The organism is Echinicola vietnamensis DSM 17526, assembly GCF_000325705.1.
GTDB lineage: Bacteria > Bacteroidota > Bacteroidia > Cytophagales > Cyclobacteriaceae > Echinicola > Echinicola vietnamensis.
On record NC_019904.1, the window covers coordinates 654,921 to 674,629 of the forward strand.

Sequence of the window (19,709 nt, forward strand, 5' to 3'; positions counted from 1 at the left end):
CCTGCACAAATAAAAGCGCCCATCTTCTACCGCTATCACACACTGCTTTCATAGGACCACCCAGTATTTGCTGGCTCCCACCATCCAGTCAGTCACTGCCTTAGCAGCACCATTATATAATGGCATGACCCCGAAAGAGCCTCAAGGATTTTATTAACTTTGCAACCGAGCAACAAGAAAAACATATACCCATGAACATAAGACCCCGCAGAAACCGGAAGTCCGCCGTCATACGAGGAATGATAGAAGAAACCCGCCTCTCCACGAAGGATTTCATCTTCCCACTCTTCGTCATCGAGGGAACCAACCAAAAGGAAGAAGTCGCCTCCATGCCTGGTATTTATCGCCATTCTACCGATCTCTTGCTTAAAGAAGTAGAAGAATGCCTAACACTTGGCATAAAAGCCTTTGACCTATTCCCGGCATATCCGGAAAGCAAAAAGGACAAGATGGCCACAGAAAGCCACAACCCGGACACTTTTTACCTCAAAGCCATCAACAAAGTAAAGACCACGTTTCCCGAGGCCTGCATCATGACCGACGTAGCCATGGACCCCTATAGCTCCGATGGCCATGACGGCATCGTAAAAGACGGCAACATCCTAAACGACGAAACCCTGGAGGTCCTTGCCAAAATGGCCATCGCACAAGCAAATGCAGGCGCCGATATCCTGGGACCTTCCGACATGATGGACGGTCGCGTAGGCTTTCTCCGTGAAGCATTGGACAATGTCGGCCATACAGAAGTCTCCATCATGTCCTATACCGCCAAATACGCCAGTGCCTTTTACAACCCCTTCCGAGACGCCTTGGACTCAGCACCAAAAGCTGGAGACAAGAAAACTTACCAAATGGATCCTGCAAACCTCCATGAAGCCTTAATAGAAGCAGAACTGGACGAAGCAGAGGGCGCTGACTTTCTGATGGTCAAACCGGCCCTGGCTTACCTTGATGTAATCAGACTCCTAAAGGAAAACACCAACCTGCCGATCGCTGCTTATAATGTAAGTGGCGAATACTCCATGATCAAAGCCGCCCACCAAAAAGGCTGGCTTGATGGAGAAAGGGCCATGCTCGAGTCCCTACTGAGCATCAAAAGGGCCGGTGCAAACATTATCCTGAGCTATTTCGCCAAGGAATTTGCCAAGCTGCAGGGTTAAACACATTCTTCCCCTCATATAAAGAGGCTGTCTCAGGTAAAAGTGAGACAGCCTCTTTTTTTACCCACACCACAGATATTAAGCATACTTTTCACAAATAACAGTTAATTTTTTAACCAGCCACTCACAAAACTATAAACCAAAACATATTCCGGTAAACCACGAAACCTCCATATTTTAATAAAAACACCGCACCAATATTGCTGAATCCTCATTTTTTAAAATTTAAAAACACTTTATACACGAAAAACATAAAATATAAATCAAACATAAACGATGAATAGGATAATATTTTGATTTTAATATTTAAATATAAAAAACACCCTCATTTTCATTTTTTGCAAGTTTTTAAGTATTTTAGGTTACAAAAAGACCCCACAAACTTACTTTTCATGATATTTTGTTAATTATTGGTTTGTTTTTTTACCTAAAAAATATTTACCTTTAGACCATCAAATAATCACTAACCCATAAAAAATTTCGAAAAATAAGTCTACTTAAACATTCAACTGTATGAAATGGAGTTTTAATGACCTAGCTCAAGTAAGTACCGATGCGCTCGCACAAGGCGCTGATTTATCAGCTGACATCACCCAAAACTTACTCACTACTAACAACGTGTGGATGATGTTATCCACAGCACTCGTATTTATCATGCACCTGGGATTTGCAGGTGTGGAAGCCGGTTTTGGACAAGCCAAAAACACGGTAAACATTCTTTTCAAGAATACAGTAACGCCCATTATCGGGATCGTTAGTTACGCGATTTGCGGATTTTTCTTGATGTACCCTGGATTTGACGTTCCGGGATGGTTCGGCTTTGACGGTGCCGGCTGGAGCATGTTCTGGTTTGCACCTGAAAATGCAGATGTTACTGCCGGATATGCTGACGGCGGCTATACTTATTGGACAGACTTCCTGTTCCAGGCCATGTTTGCTGCCACCGCAGCTACAATCGTATCAGGAGCCATTGCCGAAAGGGTAAAACTATGGGCCTACCTGCTTTTTACGGTCATCTATGTAGGAATCGTATATCCTATCATCGGTAGCTGGAAATGGGGCGGAGGCATGCTCGACAGCTGGGGATTCTACGATTTTGCAGGATCTACGCTCGTGCACTCTGTAGGCGGCTGGGGAGCCCTTGCAGGTGTTATCCTAGTAGGACCGCGTATTGGTAAATATGTAAACGGCAAAACCGTAGACAAGCCTGGCGCCAGTGTACCATTGGCCGTAATCGGTGTCTTCTTGCTTTGGTTAGGCTGGTTTGGCTTTAACGGTGGATCCGTACTTTCTGCCGACCCTGCTTTGGTTTCCTTTGTACTGGTAACCACTTCTCTGGCGGCGTGTGCCGGAGGCTTGGGTGGATTCCTAGCCGGATACTTTGTATTTAAGCGTCTTGATTTGGGCATGGTCCTAAACGGTATCCTTGCCGGACTGGTAGGCATTACAGCTGGTGCTGACGTCATCAACCCAGGTCCTGCCTTGATAGTAGGATTCATCGCCGGCATACTCGTCGTCATGTCAGCCGTAATCCTTGACAAAATGCGACTTGACGATGTGGTCGGTGCCGTTTCTGTCCACCTCACTTGTGGTATCTGGGGAACACTTGCCGTAGGCATCTTCTCCACCAACCCTGACCACAGCTTCTTGACACAGCTCACCGGCGTAATCATTTGCGGCATCACCGCCTTCATCTGTGCCTTTGTCATCTTCTATGTACTGAAAGTAACCGTTGGTATCCGAGTATCTGAAGAACACGAAAAAACCGGACTGGATTCCCACGAACACGGTATCAGAGGCTACACGATCGTGTACGACGAATAATAAAAAAACAACCAACCACTATACAACCATTTACCCTGCCCATTCATTTCCGCCAATCAACTGCTTGGGCAGGGTATCTTATCCGCAATCCTAACAAATAACAGATAATTTAATTTCAAGTAAAATGAAAAAACTTCAACTACTAATTGTATTGCTATGCCTAGGTTCATTGACCTCAGTAATGGCACAAGACCTATCAAAAGTCAGCATCTCCGGATCAGTAGATGCTTATTACAGGGCCAATTTCAACGCCCCAAACAAAGCTTTACCTGACGGCTCCTTTGTTGCTCCGGCTACTTCATTTGCCAATAGACCTGGGTTTGCATTGGGCATGGCCAATGTCATCACTGCTTATGAAGGCGAAAAAATAGGTTTTGTGGCCGATTTGGTTTTCGGACCTAGGGGTACAGACGCAGTCTTCAATTCCATGGGAAGTTCCAATATCGTAAACCAATTGTATATGTATTGGAATGTCAGTGATGCCGTTACCTTTACTTTCGGTAACTTCAACACCTTCCTTGGATATGAAGTCATTTCACCTGCAGCTAACTTCAACTATTCCACTTCATACATGTTCTCCTACGGTCCTTTCTCCCACACTGGATTGAAAGCAGATATCGCCCTGAGCGATAACTGGTCACTGATGGCTGCCGTAATGAACCCTACGGACTATACAGAATTCAACTGGGCAGGCACTTACACTGGAGGCCTTCAGTTGGGTTATGAAAATGACAATGGCGGTACTTGGTTAAACTTGCTCTATGGCGACCAAGACGGAAAACTGGATGAAGATTACCCACTTACCATGGGCCAAGCATCAGGAGGAAGCACGTTCCAAATTGACTTGACCACGGGCTATGACGTTTCCGAAATGGTTTATCTTGGCCTTAACGCCACATATAACACTACTGCCGCCGGAGAAAGCTTTAACGGTACCGATATCGTGGACGATGACGGTGATGGTTCTGGATTCTATGGTGTTGCCGGCTATGTACAAGCCTCCACTTCTGATAGATTCTCCCTAGGACTACGTGGTGAATATTTTAATGTATTCAACAATGGCCTGGACGGTGTAGTCGGTGTTGACACCGATGGAGACGGCAGCGTTTTTGCCGTAACCCTTTCAGGCAACTATAAAATCGTAGAAAACTTTACCCTTATTCCAGAAGTAAGACTGGACTCCATGTCAGAAGAAGACTACTTTGTAAACAATGAACTTGCAGGTTCTAAAAGCTTGTCTTCATTCTTACTAGCAGCCGTATTCTCTTTCTAATTTTTTTCTGACAAACTGAAATTTTTCTAAAAAAAACCACGCGCTTTGTAAAAAGCCGTGGTTTTTCTGTTTCTATGCCAAAACACACTTTTAAGGTTCTATAAAAAACCTCAAAGCCACTAAAATTCACTTTTTTAAGACGGGAAGGCTGTAAAAAACACAACATAAATAAACAATTAAACATAATTACAACACATAATTTTAGGTTTTAAAAAAATACTTGCATAAAAAACTGATTTAACCGTAACCTTTTTCTTTAAAATTCGATTAGTACAGTATAAGAAATTAAACAACAACAATAAATTATACGACGATGGTTAAATTAGCTGTTATGGTAGCTGCCGGTTTCTTTGGATTCGAATCAATAGAGGCTTTAGGGCAGGAAAAAGAAAGAAAAGAACTGAAAGGGCCAAAAGCAAAAAACTACAAACCCTGGAAAGATCAAGCTAGAAAGGGCACTTTAGTAGTGGACATCAATGGTGAACTAGCCAAAGGCCCTAAAGCAAAAAACCAAAAGTTATGGGAAAGAGATTTGGAAAAAGTGGAGCTTAACACTGAACTCCAACCGATCTCCAGACCAAAAGGACCAAAAGCTAAAAATCAAAAACCCTGGGAGCGAAACTAACAGGGTAAATAGTTTGTCAGAAATCAAAAGGCTACCGTAACGGTAGCCTTTTTTGTTGGTATACGATTTTTTTAGATCGATTAGAAAACGGATCAAACTACAACGTTGGATGGGCTAATTTACCATGGGCTTCACCCATGGCTAAGAATATGTCGCCCCTCAGGGGCTGGCTTTTGAATTTACATCACACGCAATACCAGGGATCCGCAATATTCCTGAGGGCAGTTTCCTCAAAAGAACGCATTTTATTTATGGACTAGATGAATGCAAGCTTTGCTGAGAAGCCCTCTTAATAGCCACAGCCCTGTGCATCGTATATTTTTAAGTCATGGTACCCCCACGATAAAAGAGATGAACACGGATTTGCAATGCCTTAAGCACCCTATCGGTGTTTATCAGCGTTCATCCGTGGCCAAATAGAAATCAAAACCTAAGAATGTGCCGTCCCTCCGGGGCTGGCTTTCGAGTTTTCATCATACACAATACCAGGGATCCACAATTTTTCTGAAGGCAGTTTCCTTAAAAGAATGTATTTAATTTATGGACTGGATGAATTCAAGCTTTGCTGAGAAGTTTACCCACTAAATGTATTTCCAAGGTGCTGATCCTGCGCTTTTACTTTTTCAAAATCCAAGTATTGCTCCCAGAATGCCTCTTCCGGCAGAGCAGCCCTTAAGTAAAGCTTTTCCTTCTTGACAGGATGGACAAAAATCAGGTGAAAGGCATGTAAATTAATGCTTGCATCTGGATTGGGTTTGGAGAAGCCGTACCGTAGGTCGCCACGGATAGGGCAGCCCATCGCCGCCAGCTGCACCCTGATCTGGTGCGGACGACCGGTTTTGGGGCGTACTTCGACCAGCCAATGGTCATTCAACTTGCCAAGGCGCTTGTAATCCAACTCGGCCCGTTTAGAACCCTCCACTTCTTTATCATAAGCAGTGGTCACATTGCGGCTCTCATCCTTTTTAAGGTAATGGGTCAGCTTACCGATTTCTTCTTTCGGACGCTTTTTCACGATGGCCCAATACACCTTATGAACCTCCCGCTTTTTAAAAAGCACCATCATTCGCTCCAGTGCCTTTGAGGTACGGGCAAAAACCACCAACCCGCTGACTGGTCGGTCTATTCGGTGGACAGGATGCAAAAAAACTGCTCCAGGCTTATCGTACTTTTCGGCAATATACGCTTTGCAGTAGTCCGTAAGCGTCTTATCTCCCGTGTGATCTCCCTGCACGAGGACACCGGCATGTTTATTCACCACCAAAAGGTGATTATCTTCATATACTACTGTGAACGGTTGCTTTGCCATAGTTTGGGGTGTTTGATTTGAGATTTGAGATTCTGGACAATCTTTTTCCAGTCTATTTGGATCAGCATTCCCTGCTGCAAATCTACTTACTTAAAATTCAGAAGTAAAATGGAACTCAATGTCAGGATAATTGTCCTGCACCATTTGTAGCCAAGCCCTGGACTCCGCCATAAACACCAACTTACCTTCTTTATCATAGGCAATGTGACGGTTTTTAGACCGGACAAACTCATCCAGCTGCTTCTTGTCATTGCTGCTGATCCAACACGCCTTATACAGGTTCATTGGAGCAAACTCCACAGTAGCATTGTATTCATTTTTTAAGCGGAACTGGATCACTTCAAACTGCAGCTGACCAACCGTCCCAATGACCTTTCGGGATCCCATGTCAAAGGTAAACAGCTGGGCAACCCCTTCTTCCATTAATTGCTTCAAGCCTTTCTCCAGCTGCTTGGTCTTCATCGCATCCTTATTGATCACCTCCCTGAAAATCTCCGGCGAAAAACTGGGAATTCCCCTAAAGGTCAGGCTTTCTCCATCAGAAAGGGAATCACCGATCTTCAGGTTACCCGTATCATAGAGGCCCACGATATCACCCGGGAAAGCCTCCTCGATGATTTCCTTATCCTGCGCCATAAACGAGGTCACATTGGAAAAACGCAAAGGCTTGGGAGCCCGCATACTCTTATAGGGCTTGTTCCGTTCAAACTTCCCGGAACAGATTCTCAAGAAAGCAATCCTGTTACGGTGATTGGGATCCATATTTGCGTGGATCTTGAACACAAATCCGCTAAACTTATCCTCCTCCGGGCTCACCTCACGCTCTTCTGCATGCCTGCTTTTGGGGGAAGGAGCGATATCAATAAAGGTGTCCAGCATTTCCTGTACACCAAAGTTATTGACCGCCGACCCAAAGAACACGGGGGCAATCTCCCCTCGCAGATAAGCACCCTTATCAAACTCGGGATACACACCTTCGATCAATTCCACATCTTCCCGCAGCTGATTGGCATTATTATCCCCAACAAGGTCTTCCAACTTGGAATCTGACAGGTCTTCGATCGCCATGATATCGTCGGCAAGTTTCCGCTGGGAAGGACGAAAAAGATTCAGTGATTTATTGTAAAGATTATAAACGCCTTTAAACGTTTTCCCCATGGAGATCGGCCAAGAAAGTGGTCGAACTTTAATATTGAGCTTGTCCTCCACTTCATCGAGAAGGTCATACGGGTCGCGCCCTTCACGGTCAAGCTTGTTTATAAAACAGATCACCGGAGTATTCCGCATACGGCAGACTTCCATCAACTTTTCTGTTTGGATCTCCACCCCCTTGACACAGTCAATCACCATGATCACACTGTCCACGGCAGTCAAGGTTCGGTAAGTATCTTCCGCAAAGTCCTGGTGCCCCGGGGTATCCAGCAAATTGATCTTATTACCTTTGTATTCAAACCCCATCACCGAGGTCGCCACGGATATCCCCCGTTGCTTCTCAATTTCCATCCAGTCGGATTTGGCATGGGTGTCGATTTTATTGGACTTTACCGCCCCGGCAGTCTTGATGGCACCACCAAAAAGCAGCAGCTTTTCGGTCAAAGTAGTCTTCCCTGCATCAGGGTGGGAAATGATTCCAAATGTTTTTCTTCTCTGAATCTCCTTGGTCAAACTCATCTTTCTTCTTGCTCCTTTAATTGCAAGATGCAAAGGTAGTTGATTATATCGAAAGATGATAATTTAGCGAACACTCCGCTTATGACCCTTTGGAGACGCCATGCCCAGCACGTCAGTCAAGAAAAGGATCACGGTCCACTTTAAACTCTGAAGAGCTTTCATTGGCCCCTCTCAGGACTATCCGAAAAGTCGTGCCCTTTCCGAGCTCGGATTGATGAACAAAAATCCTTCCCTTATGATATCCTTCGATGATCCGCTTGGCGAGCGTCAATCCCAATCCCCAACCACGTTGCCTGGTGGTAAAACCGGGGTTAAACACGCGCTTAAACATACTTTTGTCAATGCCTTTACCCGTGTCTGCTATGTCCACATGGACAAACTGCTCACTTTCCTTTACGATATTAATGGCTATCTGCCCTTGCCCCTTCATCGCATCCACAGCATTTTTGCATATATTTTCCACTACCCATTCGAAAAGCGACCTGTTCATCATCGCATCCACATCCTCGGCATGGCTGCTCAGGTCGATGCTCACTTTGCTGGATATCCTGGGCCTTAGGTAATTCACTGCCTCTTCAATGACAGAATAGACATTTTCCTGCTTGATCACGGGAGCACTGCCAATATTGCTAAACCGCTCGGTAACCATCCGCAGCTTGGACACATCTTTATCCAGTTCCACGATGACTTCTTTGTTTTCGTCCCAAACAGGAGAATTTTTCAAATAATCGATCCATGCCATCAACGAGGCAATGGGGGTTCCTAACTGGTGGGCGGTTTCCTTGGTAAGTCCTGCCCAGACACGGTTTTGCTCGGCAATCTTGGACTGGTTAAACACCGCAAAGGCCAATACGCCAAAGACCAAAATCACTGAAAGCTGCACATAAGGGTAGTACTTTAGCCGCGTCAGCAATTCCGAATTGGTGTAATACAGGTACTGATTGTCCAGAATCTGAATAGGCTCATAGTCCATCTTCATCCGCAGCACCTCCGACCGAAGCTTTTCCTCTATATCGGCTTCCGTGGCATTTTTCTTAAACGTAATGTTCCTGTACTCCCCTGATGGCTTCCCAAAAGCATCGGCTACGATTACGGGAATATTATGGTTTTCCTGGATGATGCCTTGATGGATAAAAGTAAGGTTGTCAGAATTATTGGCCACATACTCCATGGCATTGGCATAGAGTGTAATCTGCTTTTTTTCCCGCTCCTTAAGCTCACTGACCAAGGTATTGGTATAGTAGATAGAGCCAATACTAATGATCAAAGAAGCGATAAAGATGATCCATTTTACCTTGCCCCTATTTTGATATAAGTCCAGCGTAGCCAGATCTTGAAATTTATTCCTCATTAATTTATGTCACTGTTCCGATTAGTGGTAGTCCCTCATACTTATAACTGCCCAAGCTGTATAGATATTATCTATGGCGAATAGTAATTATCACTTTGACTGCTATCGATGATTCCCGTAAATTCGAATAAATATTTAAATAAACAAAACATCTATACAATGGCAACTAACGAAATCGGATTAAAAGTAAAAGATAGCAAAGTTTTATCAGCCAAACTCAACAAACTGCTGGCAAACTATGAAATCTATTACCAAAACCTCAGGAATTTTCACTGGAATGTCTCTGGCCCGAATTTCTTTGAACTGCACGCAAAGTTTGAGGAATTGTACAACGCCGCCAACGAGGCCATTGATGAAACGGCCGAAAGAATCCTTACACTGGGCGAAAGGCCATTGAGCTCCTTTGCAGAATACATCGAGGAAGCAGCCATCAAAGAGGCCAAAAAAGTAACCGATCCCAAAAGCATGGTGGAAAATGTCCGCGACAACCTGAACACCTTGCTTACGCTGGAACGGGAAACACTGGAAATCGCCAGTGCTCAAGGAGATGAAGGAACAGTCACCCTCATGAGTGATTATATCACTTCAAAAGAAAAAGTGGTTTGGATGCTCTCTGCATACCTTAGGTAACAAAAAAGGCTGCCGAATGATCGGCAGCCTTTTTTTTGATTTCTTTTCCTATCAATACTTTAATTGTTTTGCTTGATCCACTTCCAGAGCATCTTGTAATTCACCTTGGTGCCATGGACCAAAATACCGATTCGATATATCTTGGCAGCTACCCAAGTGGTAAACAAAAAACCAAGAATAAGCAGGATCATCGACACCGCTAAATCAAAAAGTGGAATGCCAAAGCTAGCCCGGCCCACCATGGAAATCGGTGAAGTAAAAGGAATCACAGACAACCAAAAACTCACATTGCTTTCCGGGTCATCAAGCACAAAGATAAACAGCCCAAAATAACTTGCAATCAAGGGAATGGTCACCGGAAACATAAACTGCTGTGCATCCCCCGGAGAATCCACTGCAGCGCCAATGGCTGCGAAGAAAGCACCATACAGCAAATATCCACCCAAAAAGTAAAACAAGAATGTCAGCACTAGCTCCACAAAGTCGATCCCTTGGATCACTTGAAACACCTGTGCCATTTCACTGGACTGCATCATCGTTTGGGCGGCTTCCGGATTGGCCATTTCAAGCGCTTGCTGCTGGGGCATCTGCATGCCAAAATACCCCATCACCACCGAAGAGACTGTTGAAATCAGCACAATCCATATCAGAAACTGGGTCAGTCCCACCGCTCCGATACCGATGATTTTTCCCAGCATCAACTGAAACGGTTTGATCGAAGAAACGAGAATCTCGATGATCCTACTGGACTTTTCTTCAATGACACCCTGCATGATCTGGGTACCATACACAAAGATGAAGGTGTAGATCAAAATCCCCAGAAAAAAACCGAGCCCATAATTCACCCCAGCATTGGCCACCTTTTCATCCCCTCCTTCTTCCAAGGTGATCGAACTGATGGAAACCGGTGTTTTGATATTTCGGATGACCTTGGGATCAATCCCGAGCTCATAAAGCCTGATCTCTCCTATACGATTACTCAACCGCTCTTCCAAGTCCCCCACCAATCCGACACTTGGGGTCTTTTTGGAATAAAAGCGAATCCCCTCAGGAGCATCTACATCCACCTTTGGAATATATAGGAACCCAAAACGGTCTCCATCTTGGACCAGTTTCTTTGCTTCTTCCTGTGGAAGTGATGAATACGAGAAGGCATACTCTCCATTGCTTTCAATGAAAAAGCGGTCGCTCTCATCCACTACTTCTATGATTTTTAAGGCATCCCCTCCCTCACTGCTAAATGAAATCCATAAAAACACCCCTAATATCGCCGGAAATATCAACGGCGTGATCAGGGTAGCCAGTAGGAATGATTTCTTTCTGACCCTGGCCAAATATTCCCGTTTGATCACTAAAAAAACTTTACTCATTGTGCATGCTCTTTTACTTTTTGAATAAAAATTTCTTCAATGGTGGGAATCCGCTCTTCGAAACTGACGACTTCACCTAGCCCCATCACTTCCCTTAACAAGTCATTGGGGGTGCCGTTTTCCAGCGTCACCTCAAAGGACGTCACACCATATTCCTCTTTAGGATGATGACACTTGGCTGGCAAGGCAATATCGGTTCCTTGAAGCTTTACCTTATAAATATTTGACCGGGATTGGTCTTTGATCTGGGCAAGGGGCCCGTCCAGCACCTTTCGGGATTTATTGATCATGGCAATATGATCGCAAAGAAGGTCTACGGACTCCATGCGGTGTGTACTCAGCATCACCGTAGTGCCCTTTTCCTTTAATTCGAGCATTTCATTCTTAATAACTTCTGCATTGACAGGGTCAAATCCTGAGAATGGTTCATCCAAAATCAAGATCTCGGGATCATGGATCACCGTAGCGATGAATTGCACTTTTTGTGCCATGCCTTTCGAAAGGTCTTCTATCTTTTTTTCTGACCAGGCCTGAATATCAAGTTTCTTCAGCCAGCCCGCTACTTTGGTCCGCGCATCATGCCCGTTAAGCCCTTTTAGCCGGGCAAAATAGATGAGCTGGTCTCCCACCTTCATTCTTTTATAAAGCCCACGCTCTTCTGGCAGGTAGCCAATGTTTTTGATATGCTTGGGGCTCAAGGGCTCACCTTTTAAGAAAACTGAACCACTATCTCCATCAATGATTTGGTTAATGATCCGAATTAAGGTGGTTTTCCCGGCTCCATTAGGCCCCAAAAGCCCAAAAACGCCTCCTTTGGGCACGACCAAATCCACATCCGTAAGGGCTGCCTGCTCGCCATACCGTTTATTTAACCCGTCAATTTTAAGAATATCCAATCGTGTGTGATTTAAACCCCAAGAATCATATAAACAACAAAAATAAGGGCTAATCCTTAATCACCAAGGCAATCAGTTACTTTAAGATCAAGGAGCCGACAGATACATCAATTTCAAAAGTCATCAGGTTCTTTGCATCCTTATCGTATCCCTTGCTGGCATAAACCTTATCGCTAAGCTCAGTAAGGTAATTAGGGAGTTTTTTTCGGCACATCGCCGTAGAATTAATTTTCACCAAATAGGGATATTGGGGCGCAGGAAGCAAAATATATACCGCTCCCGCTCCGACGGTGGTCGTGATTTGACAAGGTTTTTTATTTTCCACGTGTTCTTCGAAATTCAGGTTGACCTTCCCATAATTCACTTCAAAGATCATATTTCTGGCGTTTGCATTGGTCATGTTCACGCCATCCACGGTCCCCATATTCACCCGAACTTGCATGGTATCCATTTCAGCCAAATTCTTCGCATTTTTCGCATATTTCAGGGATACATCTGCTGTAGCAGTGGTGATTTTACACCGCCTGATCTTTAAGTTGCTCAGGTCTACATTGGCCAGGCCAATACCGTAATGTAAATCTAAAAAATAAGCATATTTATCACTCAAACCTACTTCCCAGGTATGATCAAAATCCCCTTCACTGGTCGCAAAAAGCTTTGAAGAGAGGCTTCTGCCAAAACTCTCCTGCTCCACATCGGAATGGTTAAGATCAACTGTCAGCATCCGATTATTTATGGAATAAGCAAAATCGGGCAGAATATTGACCTTCGACAGGTGGGAATGGATGACAACGGGGTCATTGATGTACATTTTGTTGACATCAGAAACGCCCTTGTAGGAGGAGAAATTAAGCTGCACGGCATCAAACCCTGTTTCCTCCTCTACCACAAATTCTTTGACAATTTGGGCCATCGCTACACCTTGGATGATCGATGTAAAGAAGATGATTAAGCACAATCTATTCAACATACGAATAACCTACGGCGTGGTGGCAAAAAGGTTGGCTTAAGCATAAAAAAAGCCGGATTTTTTCCCGGCTTTAAATATGATTACATGTGCTGGGACTAAAAGAACTCTTTCATTTTATCGAAAAATGTCTTCTCCGATTTCCCAGGAGCGGGAATAAAGTTCTCAGACTCCCTTAACGACTCCAGCTTTTCTTTCTCTTCTTTGGTCAGTTGCTGCGGCGTCCACACATTTACATGAATAAGTTCGTCTCCACGCCCAAAACCGTTGAGGTCTTTGATTCCTTTGCCTTTCAGGCGGAGGATCTTACCGCTTTGGGTACCGGGCTCCAGCTTGATTTTCACCTTGCTTTCGATGGTAGGCACTTCTATGTGCGCTCCCAATGCGGCATCCACGAAATTCACATAAAGGTCATACACCACGTTATTTCCATCGCGCTGAAGAATATCATGTTCAATTTCTTCGATCACGATAAGTAAATCACCTGCTACGCCACCGGGAATTTCATTTCCCTTACCGGACAAGCTCAGCTGCATTCCATCAGCCACCCCTGCAGGGATGTTTATTGGAATGACTTCCTCTTTAAGGATCAGTCCTCTTGCATCCGCATGATCTGGTTTCTTGTCGATGATTTGGCCAGTACCGCCACAGTTAGGACAGGCACTTGCCGACACCATCTGGCCGAGCATGGTATTGACGACCTTTTTTACTTGGCCAGAACCTTGGCATGTCGAACAGGTTTTAAAAGACACACCATCCGCTACCATATGACGCTTGACCTTGATCTTTTTCTCTACGCCATTGGCGACTTCTTTCAGATTGACTTTCAGCTTGACGCGGAGATTGGTACCTTTTCGCATACGACGGCCTCCACCGCGTCCTCCACCAAAGAAGGACTCGAAACCGCCGCCACCGCCGAAGATGTCTCCGAACTGCGAGAAGATATCATCCATGTTCATACCTCCACCGCCGCCAAAGCCGCCGTTACCGCTTACGCCTTGATGGCCAAATTGGTCATAGCGCTGCTTCTTCTCAGGGTTACTGAGCACTTCATACGCTTCAGCTGCTTCTTTGAATTTCTCTTCAGCTTCCTGGTCTCCGGGATTTTTATCAGGATGATACTTCAAGGCCATCTTACGATAGGCCTTTTTGATTTCATCTGCACCGGCTCCTTTGGAAAGCCCTAATACTTCATAATAGTCTCTCTTTGCCATAATATCTTAAGATCCAATGACTACCTTGGCAAACCTCACTACTTTGTCGCCAAGCTTGTAGCCTTTTTCCACCACATCTATTACTTTACCCTTCATATCTTCTGAGGGGGCAGGAATCTGGGTAATGGCTTCTTGATTATCGGCATCAAAAGGTTTTCCGATGAGATCTTCCATCGCGGTCAACCCTTTAGCCTCTAACACTTTCAGTAACTTATTATAAATCAATAAGCTTCCTTCCAATGTTTGATCGCCACCAGCATCTTTTTCCTCAGCTTTTATTGCTCGCTCAAAATCATCCACCACAGGAATCAAGTCCTTTAACACATCCTCAGAAGCAGTTTTGATCAATTCCAACCGCTCCTTGGAAGTCCTTCTCCTGTAATTTTCAAATTCTGAATAAAGCCTTAAATATTTCTCTTTCAGCTCTTGACTCTCCGCTTTTAGTTGCTCTTCAACTGACAATTCTTCAGCAGGCTCCTCTTCTGTCGCTTGCTCAGTAGTCTTTTCTTCATTGTTCGCAGCACCTTCTTCGTTTTTTACTTCTTGGTTTTGCGCTTCTACTTGCTCTTCTGCGGCTAATTTTTCCTTATTCATATCTCCTTTTGAATAACTATCTTGCTCTAACATATGATATAGATTTCACTCATACTCCTGAACGAATATCAATTAGTTTGCCACTTTCCTCATCATGACAAACTGACATTATTCGACAATCGCAGCGTAAACCATATCCTTCAACTTGTCCAAGTTATATTGGCTTACGGAAGAAATAAAGAGGCTGGGCACGCCATCCGGAAGGTCGTCCTTCATTTCCTCCATTAACTCCTCATCCAGCATATCTGCCTTGGAGACCGCCAAGATCCTTCGCTTATCCAATAATTCCGGATTGTATTCCTGCAGCTCATGAAGGAGGATGGCATATTGTTCTTTAATGCTATCGGCATCTGCAGGAACCAAAAACAATAAAATGGAGTTCCGCTCAATATGACGGAGAAACCTCAGCCCAAGCCCTCTACCATCAGAAGCCCCCTCAATAATTCCGGGGATATCGGCCATCACAAATGACCTGTCATCACGGTAACTCACCACTCCGAGGTTAGGCACCAAGGTCGTAAAGGGATAATCACCAATCTCCGGCTTTGCAGCAGAAATACTGGACAGTAACGTAGATTTACCGGCATTGGGAAAACCTACCAGCCCCACATCTGCCAATAACTTCAGCTCCAGAATGATCCATTCTTCGATGCCTTCCTCCCCGGGCTGGGCATAGTGGGGAGCCTGATTGGTGGAAGACTTAAAATGATCATTTCCCAGACCGCCTCTACCTCCTTTGGTCAAGATCACTTCTTCTCCATCGGCTGTAATCTCGAATCGCACCTCCTGGGTTTCGGCATCCTTGGCCACCGTCCCCAGTGGAACTTCCAACACCACATCTTCACCGTCCTTTCCACTCCTACGCCCCCCTTCGCCACCTTTACCGTTCTGGGCAATGATGTGCTTCCTGTATTTTAGGTGCAGCAAGGTCCAAAGCTGGGCATTTCCCCTGAGGATAATATGACCGCCTCTCCCCCCATCGCCTCCATCAGGACCGCCTTTGGGGACGTGCTTTTCCCTTCGGAAGTGGGCAGAGCCAGCTCCTCCCGCTCCTGACCTGGAGCAAAACTTCACGTAATCTATAAAATTCGAATCTGCCACTGTAGTATTGCTTAATCCGCTGAAATAAAAGAGGCTAAGAAAAATTCTTAGCCATTGTTAAATTTTCACAAAGGTACGATTATTTTCGGTTTTAATACTGATCAATTACAGCACTGATCTTTCCGAAGATTTCATCGATTCCCCCGACACCGTGAACGGTAGAAAGCTTCCCTTGCTTCTCATAATAGGAAGCCACTGGTAACGTTTCTTCTTTATACACTTTTATTCGTGTGTTGATCTTTTCTTCATCCTGGTCATCCACCCTTCCAGAAGTCTTCCCTCTGTGCCGGATCCGTTCTTTCAACTCTTCTTCAGGCACTTCCAGGGCAATCATCCCAGAAATACGCATATCTTTCTCTTCTAACAGCTTGTCAAGCGCCTCAGCCTGTGCCACCGTACGCGGAAAGCCATCCAAAATAAAACCCTTGGCGCCTTTGGTAGTTTTGATCTTATCATCCACCATGCCTATCACCACCTCATCGGGGACTAACCGGCCCTCATCCATATACTTTCTGGCCAGCTTACCCAAATCTGTTCCTTCTCCTAGGTGCTTCCTGAACAAATCTCCCGTGGAAATGTGCTCTAATTCATATTTTGCAATGAGCTTTTCACTTTGCGTCCCCTTACCGGCACCCGGAGGGCCAAATAACACGATGTTTAGCATGATTTATAGTTTGGTTAATACAGTGTTGTAGGGTATCCCCTTCATTTTAGTTGATATATCTCTCTCAGGTTACGGCCATGGCCATCGTAATCCAATCCATAGCCGACCACAAATTTATTCGGAATTTCAAACCCCACATAATCCACCTCCACTTCGGTCAGTAAGGCTTCCGGCTTCAGCAATAAACTGGCGACCGCGATACTGGCCGGTGACTTCTCCCGTAGCTTATCGATCAGATGCCCCATGCTCCTTCCGGTGTCGACAATATCTTCTACAATTATAATATGTCGCTCCTTCACCTCTTCCTTGAGTCCAACCAGTTCCTGAATACTTCCCGTAGACTGCATGGCTTCGTAGGAAGCAATCTTTATAAATGAAACTTCCAGCGGAACGGAAACCTCCTTCATCAAGTCCGACAAGAACATGAACGCTCCGTTCAAAATCCCCAAAACAAGCGGGCACTTTCCATCGTAATCCTTAGACAATGCCTTTCCCAGTGCCTTTACCCGCACACCTAACTGCTCCTCTGACAGGTACAGCTCAAACTCCTTGTCTTTTACCTTTAACATATTACAATAAAAAAGCCCCGACTCCAGGGCGATACAAATATAGATAATTTTCATTTGTGCTTCCTAATTTGAAAGCCAAAGACTTAACTATAAGCGAGTCATCAGGTACTTGTATAACTGAATCATGGCTTCCAGGTCCTTAAGCGACACCTTTTCGTATGGTGTATGGACATTATCCTCTGCTGCGCCAATAAAACACCAATCTACCAAATAGGGACTCATCTGCACCTCTCGACCATCACTCCCCCCTGCTCCTTCTACTTCCAATTGGTACGGGATCCCACTCTCTTCTGCCAGACGGACTATTTTGTCGGTAAACACTTTTCTGGGAATAAACTTGTCTCTGAGCGAAATGGCCACTCCTTCATGGTGCCGAACACCTTCTGTCACCCAAGTAATATCGGATATCAATGCCTGCTTCACTCCCCATTTTTCATACACATACTTCATTAAAAAGGGAACGCTTCCTCCACCGTGTTCTTCGTATGTAGAAAACACCACCACACCATCTTCCAAGTCCTCACATAAACGCAGTGCATTATAAACCCCTAAACGGTTATCTAAATATGCCGCCTGGATAAAGCCATCCTCCACCGTGATGTTTTGTTCATAGGACAAATTGGTTCCTGGCATTATCCCCCTTGGAAAGTCGTGTGTCAGCATTCCGTCCTGGACTTTTACCTTACAGGCTATTGGCCCCATGGCATCTTCTCCCACCAACGCATCACCATCCTCCACATCTGGACCTCCTACAGGCACCAGCTGGTTTTCATACCGACTGGTAAACCCTATCGTATCCATGTGCGCAAAGACGACCGTACGCGGATTCCCGAATTTTAAAATAATATTATCATGGAAATCTCCTCCGAAATATACTTCAGGTAAAACCTTCCACTCACTTCTACGTTTAAGCACATAATCCACTATAAAAGTAGAAAAAGCTTGTTCATCTCCAGAAACAGCTCTTTTTTCGAGGATTTCAAACAGAAAATTCAGGTTTGGCATAGTTTATGAATGATTATTTTCTGCAAATTTGGGATAATTTCTCCTAAAACAAATAGTGAAAAATTTATAGTTATTGAATAAAAAATTTACATTTGCATTACAGTTATTAGTTACTAAGTTTGGATTTAAATTAATTAAACACTTAATTTTGAAAAAAAATTTTTTTTAAATCATGAAAAAATTATTACTATCAACATTAATGGCTGGTGCGTTAGCAGTTGGAGCTAATGCCCAAAATGACTTCAATAAGTGGTCAATCGATGTTAATGGTGGGTTCAATAAGCCAATGGCTCCAATGTCACCTGGTTATTATTCTCCCTCCTTGAATCTCGGACATGCTGACGTAGGTGTCAGATACATGTTTAACGAGAAGTTCGGTGCGAAAGTGGATTATGGTTTTGGTAAATACCAAAATGCAGATGAAACGCCATCTTTCGAAACAAACTATTACAGAGTTAACCTTCAAGGTGTTGCCAACCTAGGTAGAGTTTTCAACTTTGAAACTTGGACCAAGACAGTAGGTTTATTGACCCACTTTGGTGCTGGCTTCGGTAGAGTAACTCCTCAAGAAAACGAATGGGCTGATTTTAAAGATGACACTTATAACTTCATCTTTGGTTTCACTCCTCAAGTTAGACTTGGCAACAGAGTTTCCCTTAATGGTGACATCAGCATGTTAGTGGCAGGTCGTCAAAACGTTGCTTTTGATGGACACACCTCAGTTCTTCCTACTGATCCTGGTTACTATGGCGCTAACGCTGTATCCTGGACTGGTACCTTGGGGCTTTCTTTCTACCTAGGTGGACATGACGTTCACGCTGACTGGTATGTAAGACAATCTCAGTATGCTACAAAAGACGAGCTTGAAAGCCAAATCGGTGAAATCAAGGACATGTTGAAAGACTCTGACGGTGATGGTGTACCTGATTACCTTGACAAAGAGCCTAACACTCCTGCCGGTGCAAGAGTTGATTCTCACGGTAGAACATTAGACTCTGACGGTGACGGTATCCCTGATCACTCTGACGACTGTGCTTTCGTTCCAGGTCCAGCATCTAACAACGGATGTCCTGTAGAAGAGGTTGACGAAACTGATTTCTTCAAGAAAGCGATCAACGAAGGCTATGTAAACGTTTACTATGCATTCGACAGCGCTAAGCCACTAGGTTATTCTTCTTCTTCTGTTAACTATGTAGCTAACTTCCTGAAGAGAAACCCAGGTGTAAATGTAGCCATCAAAGGTTATGCTGATGAAATCGGTCCTGATGATTACAACATGAAATTATCTGAGAAAAGAGCTAAAGCGGTTTACGATCTGTTAGTAGCTGCTGGCATTGATGCTTCCAGAATCTCCTACAAAGGATACGGTGAAGACACCAGTGTAGACAAGCAATCTGCAGACGCTCGTCAGCTTGCAAGAAGAGCTTCTTTCGAAGTTCAATAATCAAAGCTTAAAGCAATATTTAAAACCGGCCTTTTCAGGTCG

At 44.4% G+C, this 19,709-nt stretch carries 18 protein-coding genes; 6 read left to right on the forward strand and 12 right to left on the reverse strand.

Translation table 11 applies throughout. The features are described from left to right. The first annotated feature begins 191 nt into the window (after positions 1-191). The 4 genes from hemB (at position 192) to ECHVI_RS02810 (ending at position 4,882) form a co-directional block, all read left to right on the forward strand. Positions 192-1,160, forward strand: coding sequence for a porphobilinogen synthase (hemB, locus tag ECHVI_RS02795; RefSeq protein WP_015264422.1), 969 nt, complete (start codon positions 192-194; stop codon positions 1,158-1,160). Positions 1,161-1,673: 513 nt separating this feature from the next. Further along, positions 1,674-2,984, forward strand: a complete 1,311-nt coding sequence (locus ECHVI_RS02800) for an ammonium transporter (protein WP_015264423.1) — start codon at positions 1,674-1,676, stop codon at positions 2,982-2,984. 124 nt (positions 2,985-3,108) lie between these two features. Beyond that, entirely contained in the window at positions 3,109-4,257 is a 1,149-nt protein-coding gene (locus ECHVI_RS02805) for a porin (protein WP_015264424.1), read from the forward strand. A 313-nt stretch (positions 4,258-4,570) separates the two neighbouring features. After that, positions 4,571-4,882 (forward strand): hypothetical protein, encoded by a 312-nt coding sequence (locus ECHVI_RS02810; protein WP_015264426.1) that lies wholly within the window; start codon positions 4,571-4,573, stop codon positions 4,880-4,882. 574 nt (positions 4,883-5,456) lie between these two features. On the opposite strand, the gene ECHVI_RS02815 is transcribed toward ECHVI_RS02810, so the two are convergent. The 3 genes from ECHVI_RS02815 to ECHVI_RS02825 all read right to left on the reverse strand — a co-directional run bounded on the left by ECHVI_RS02815 (position 5,457) and on the right by ECHVI_RS02825 (position 9,213). After that, entirely contained in the window at positions 5,457-6,191 is a 735-nt protein-coding gene (locus tag ECHVI_RS02815; protein ID WP_015264427.1) for an RluA family pseudouridine synthase, read from the reverse strand. Positions 6,192-6,281: 90 nt separating this feature from the next. After that, a complete protein-coding gene (locus ECHVI_RS02820; protein ID WP_041738278.1) occupies positions 6,282-7,862 on the reverse strand; it encodes a peptide chain release factor 3 in 1,581 nt (526 codons plus the stop codon). 112 nt (positions 7,863-7,974) lie between these two features. Next, the gene (locus tag ECHVI_RS02825) at positions 7,975-9,213 is read right to left on the reverse strand and encodes a sensor histidine kinase (protein WP_015264429.1); all 1,239 of its coding nucleotides are present in this window, start codon (positions 9,211-9,213) and stop codon (positions 7,975-7,977) included. 159 nt (positions 9,214-9,372) lie between these two features. Between ECHVI_RS02825 and ECHVI_RS02830 the strand changes: the two genes are divergently transcribed. Beyond that, a complete protein-coding gene (locus ECHVI_RS02830) occupies positions 9,373-9,843 on the forward strand; it encodes a Dps family protein (protein WP_015264430.1) in 471 nt (156 codons plus the stop codon). Between the two features lie 59 nt (positions 9,844-9,902). Here the strand turns inward: ECHVI_RS02830 and ECHVI_RS02835 are convergent, their stop codons facing one another. The 9 genes from ECHVI_RS02835 to ECHVI_RS02875 form a co-directional block, all read right to left on the reverse strand. Continuing rightward, on the reverse strand, positions 9,903-11,213 hold the full coding sequence (locus tag ECHVI_RS02835; RefSeq protein ID WP_015264431.1) for an ABC transporter permease: 1,311 nt from the start codon (positions 11,211-11,213) through the stop codon (positions 9,903-9,905). Further along, positions 11,210-12,109 carry an ABC transporter ATP-binding protein gene (locus ECHVI_RS02840; RefSeq protein WP_015264432.1) on the reverse strand — a complete coding sequence of 300 codons (900 nt, stop codon included), beginning with the start codon at positions 12,107-12,109 and terminating at the stop codon, positions 11,210-11,212. The genes ECHVI_RS02835 and ECHVI_RS02840 overlap by 4 nt, the downstream gene beginning before the upstream one ends. Before the next feature lie 76 nt (positions 12,110-12,185). Continuing rightward, positions 12,186-13,079, reverse strand: coding sequence for a hypothetical protein (locus ECHVI_RS02845; protein ID WP_041738279.1), 894 nt, complete (start codon positions 13,077-13,079; stop codon positions 12,186-12,188). Positions 13,080-13,174: 95 nt separating this feature from the next. Continuing rightward, on the reverse strand, positions 13,175-14,290 hold the full coding sequence (gene dnaJ, locus ECHVI_RS02850; protein WP_015264434.1) for a molecular chaperone DnaJ: 1,116 nt from the start codon (positions 14,288-14,290) through the stop codon (positions 13,175-13,177). A gap of 6 nt (positions 14,291-14,296) precedes the next feature. Then, complete coding sequence (locus tag ECHVI_RS02855) at positions 14,297-14,917, reverse strand: nucleotide exchange factor GrpE (RefSeq protein WP_015264435.1); 621 nt, start codon at positions 14,915-14,917, stop codon at positions 14,297-14,299. A 75-nt stretch (positions 14,918-14,992) separates the two neighbouring features. Then, positions 14,993-15,985, reverse strand: a complete 993-nt coding sequence (gene obgE / locus ECHVI_RS02860) for a GTPase ObgE (RefSeq protein ID WP_015264436.1) — start codon at positions 15,983-15,985, stop codon at positions 14,993-14,995. A gap of 91 nt (positions 15,986-16,076) precedes the next feature. Next, complete coding sequence (locus ECHVI_RS02865) at positions 16,077-16,649, reverse strand: adenylate kinase (RefSeq protein ID WP_015264437.1); 573 nt, start codon at positions 16,647-16,649, stop codon at positions 16,077-16,079. Between the two features lie 41 nt (positions 16,650-16,690). After that, the gene (hpt, locus tag ECHVI_RS02870) at positions 16,691-17,272 is read right to left on the reverse strand and encodes a hypoxanthine phosphoribosyltransferase (protein ID WP_015264438.1); all 582 of its coding nucleotides are present in this window, start codon (positions 17,270-17,272) and stop codon (positions 16,691-16,693) included. 33 nt (positions 17,273-17,305) lie between these two features. Continuing rightward, positions 17,306-18,223, reverse strand: a complete 918-nt coding sequence (locus ECHVI_RS02875; RefSeq protein ID WP_015264439.1) for a M20/M25/M40 family metallo-hydrolase — start codon at positions 18,221-18,223, stop codon at positions 17,306-17,308. A 172-nt stretch (positions 18,224-18,395) separates the two neighbouring features. Between ECHVI_RS02875 and ECHVI_RS02880 the strand changes: the two genes are divergently transcribed. Next, positions 18,396-19,667: an OmpA family protein gene (locus ECHVI_RS02880; RefSeq protein ID WP_015264440.1), complete on the forward strand. Its 1,272-nt coding sequence runs from the start codon at positions 18,396-18,398 to the stop codon at positions 19,665-19,667. The last annotated feature ends 42 nt before the right edge of the window (positions 19,668-19,709 follow it).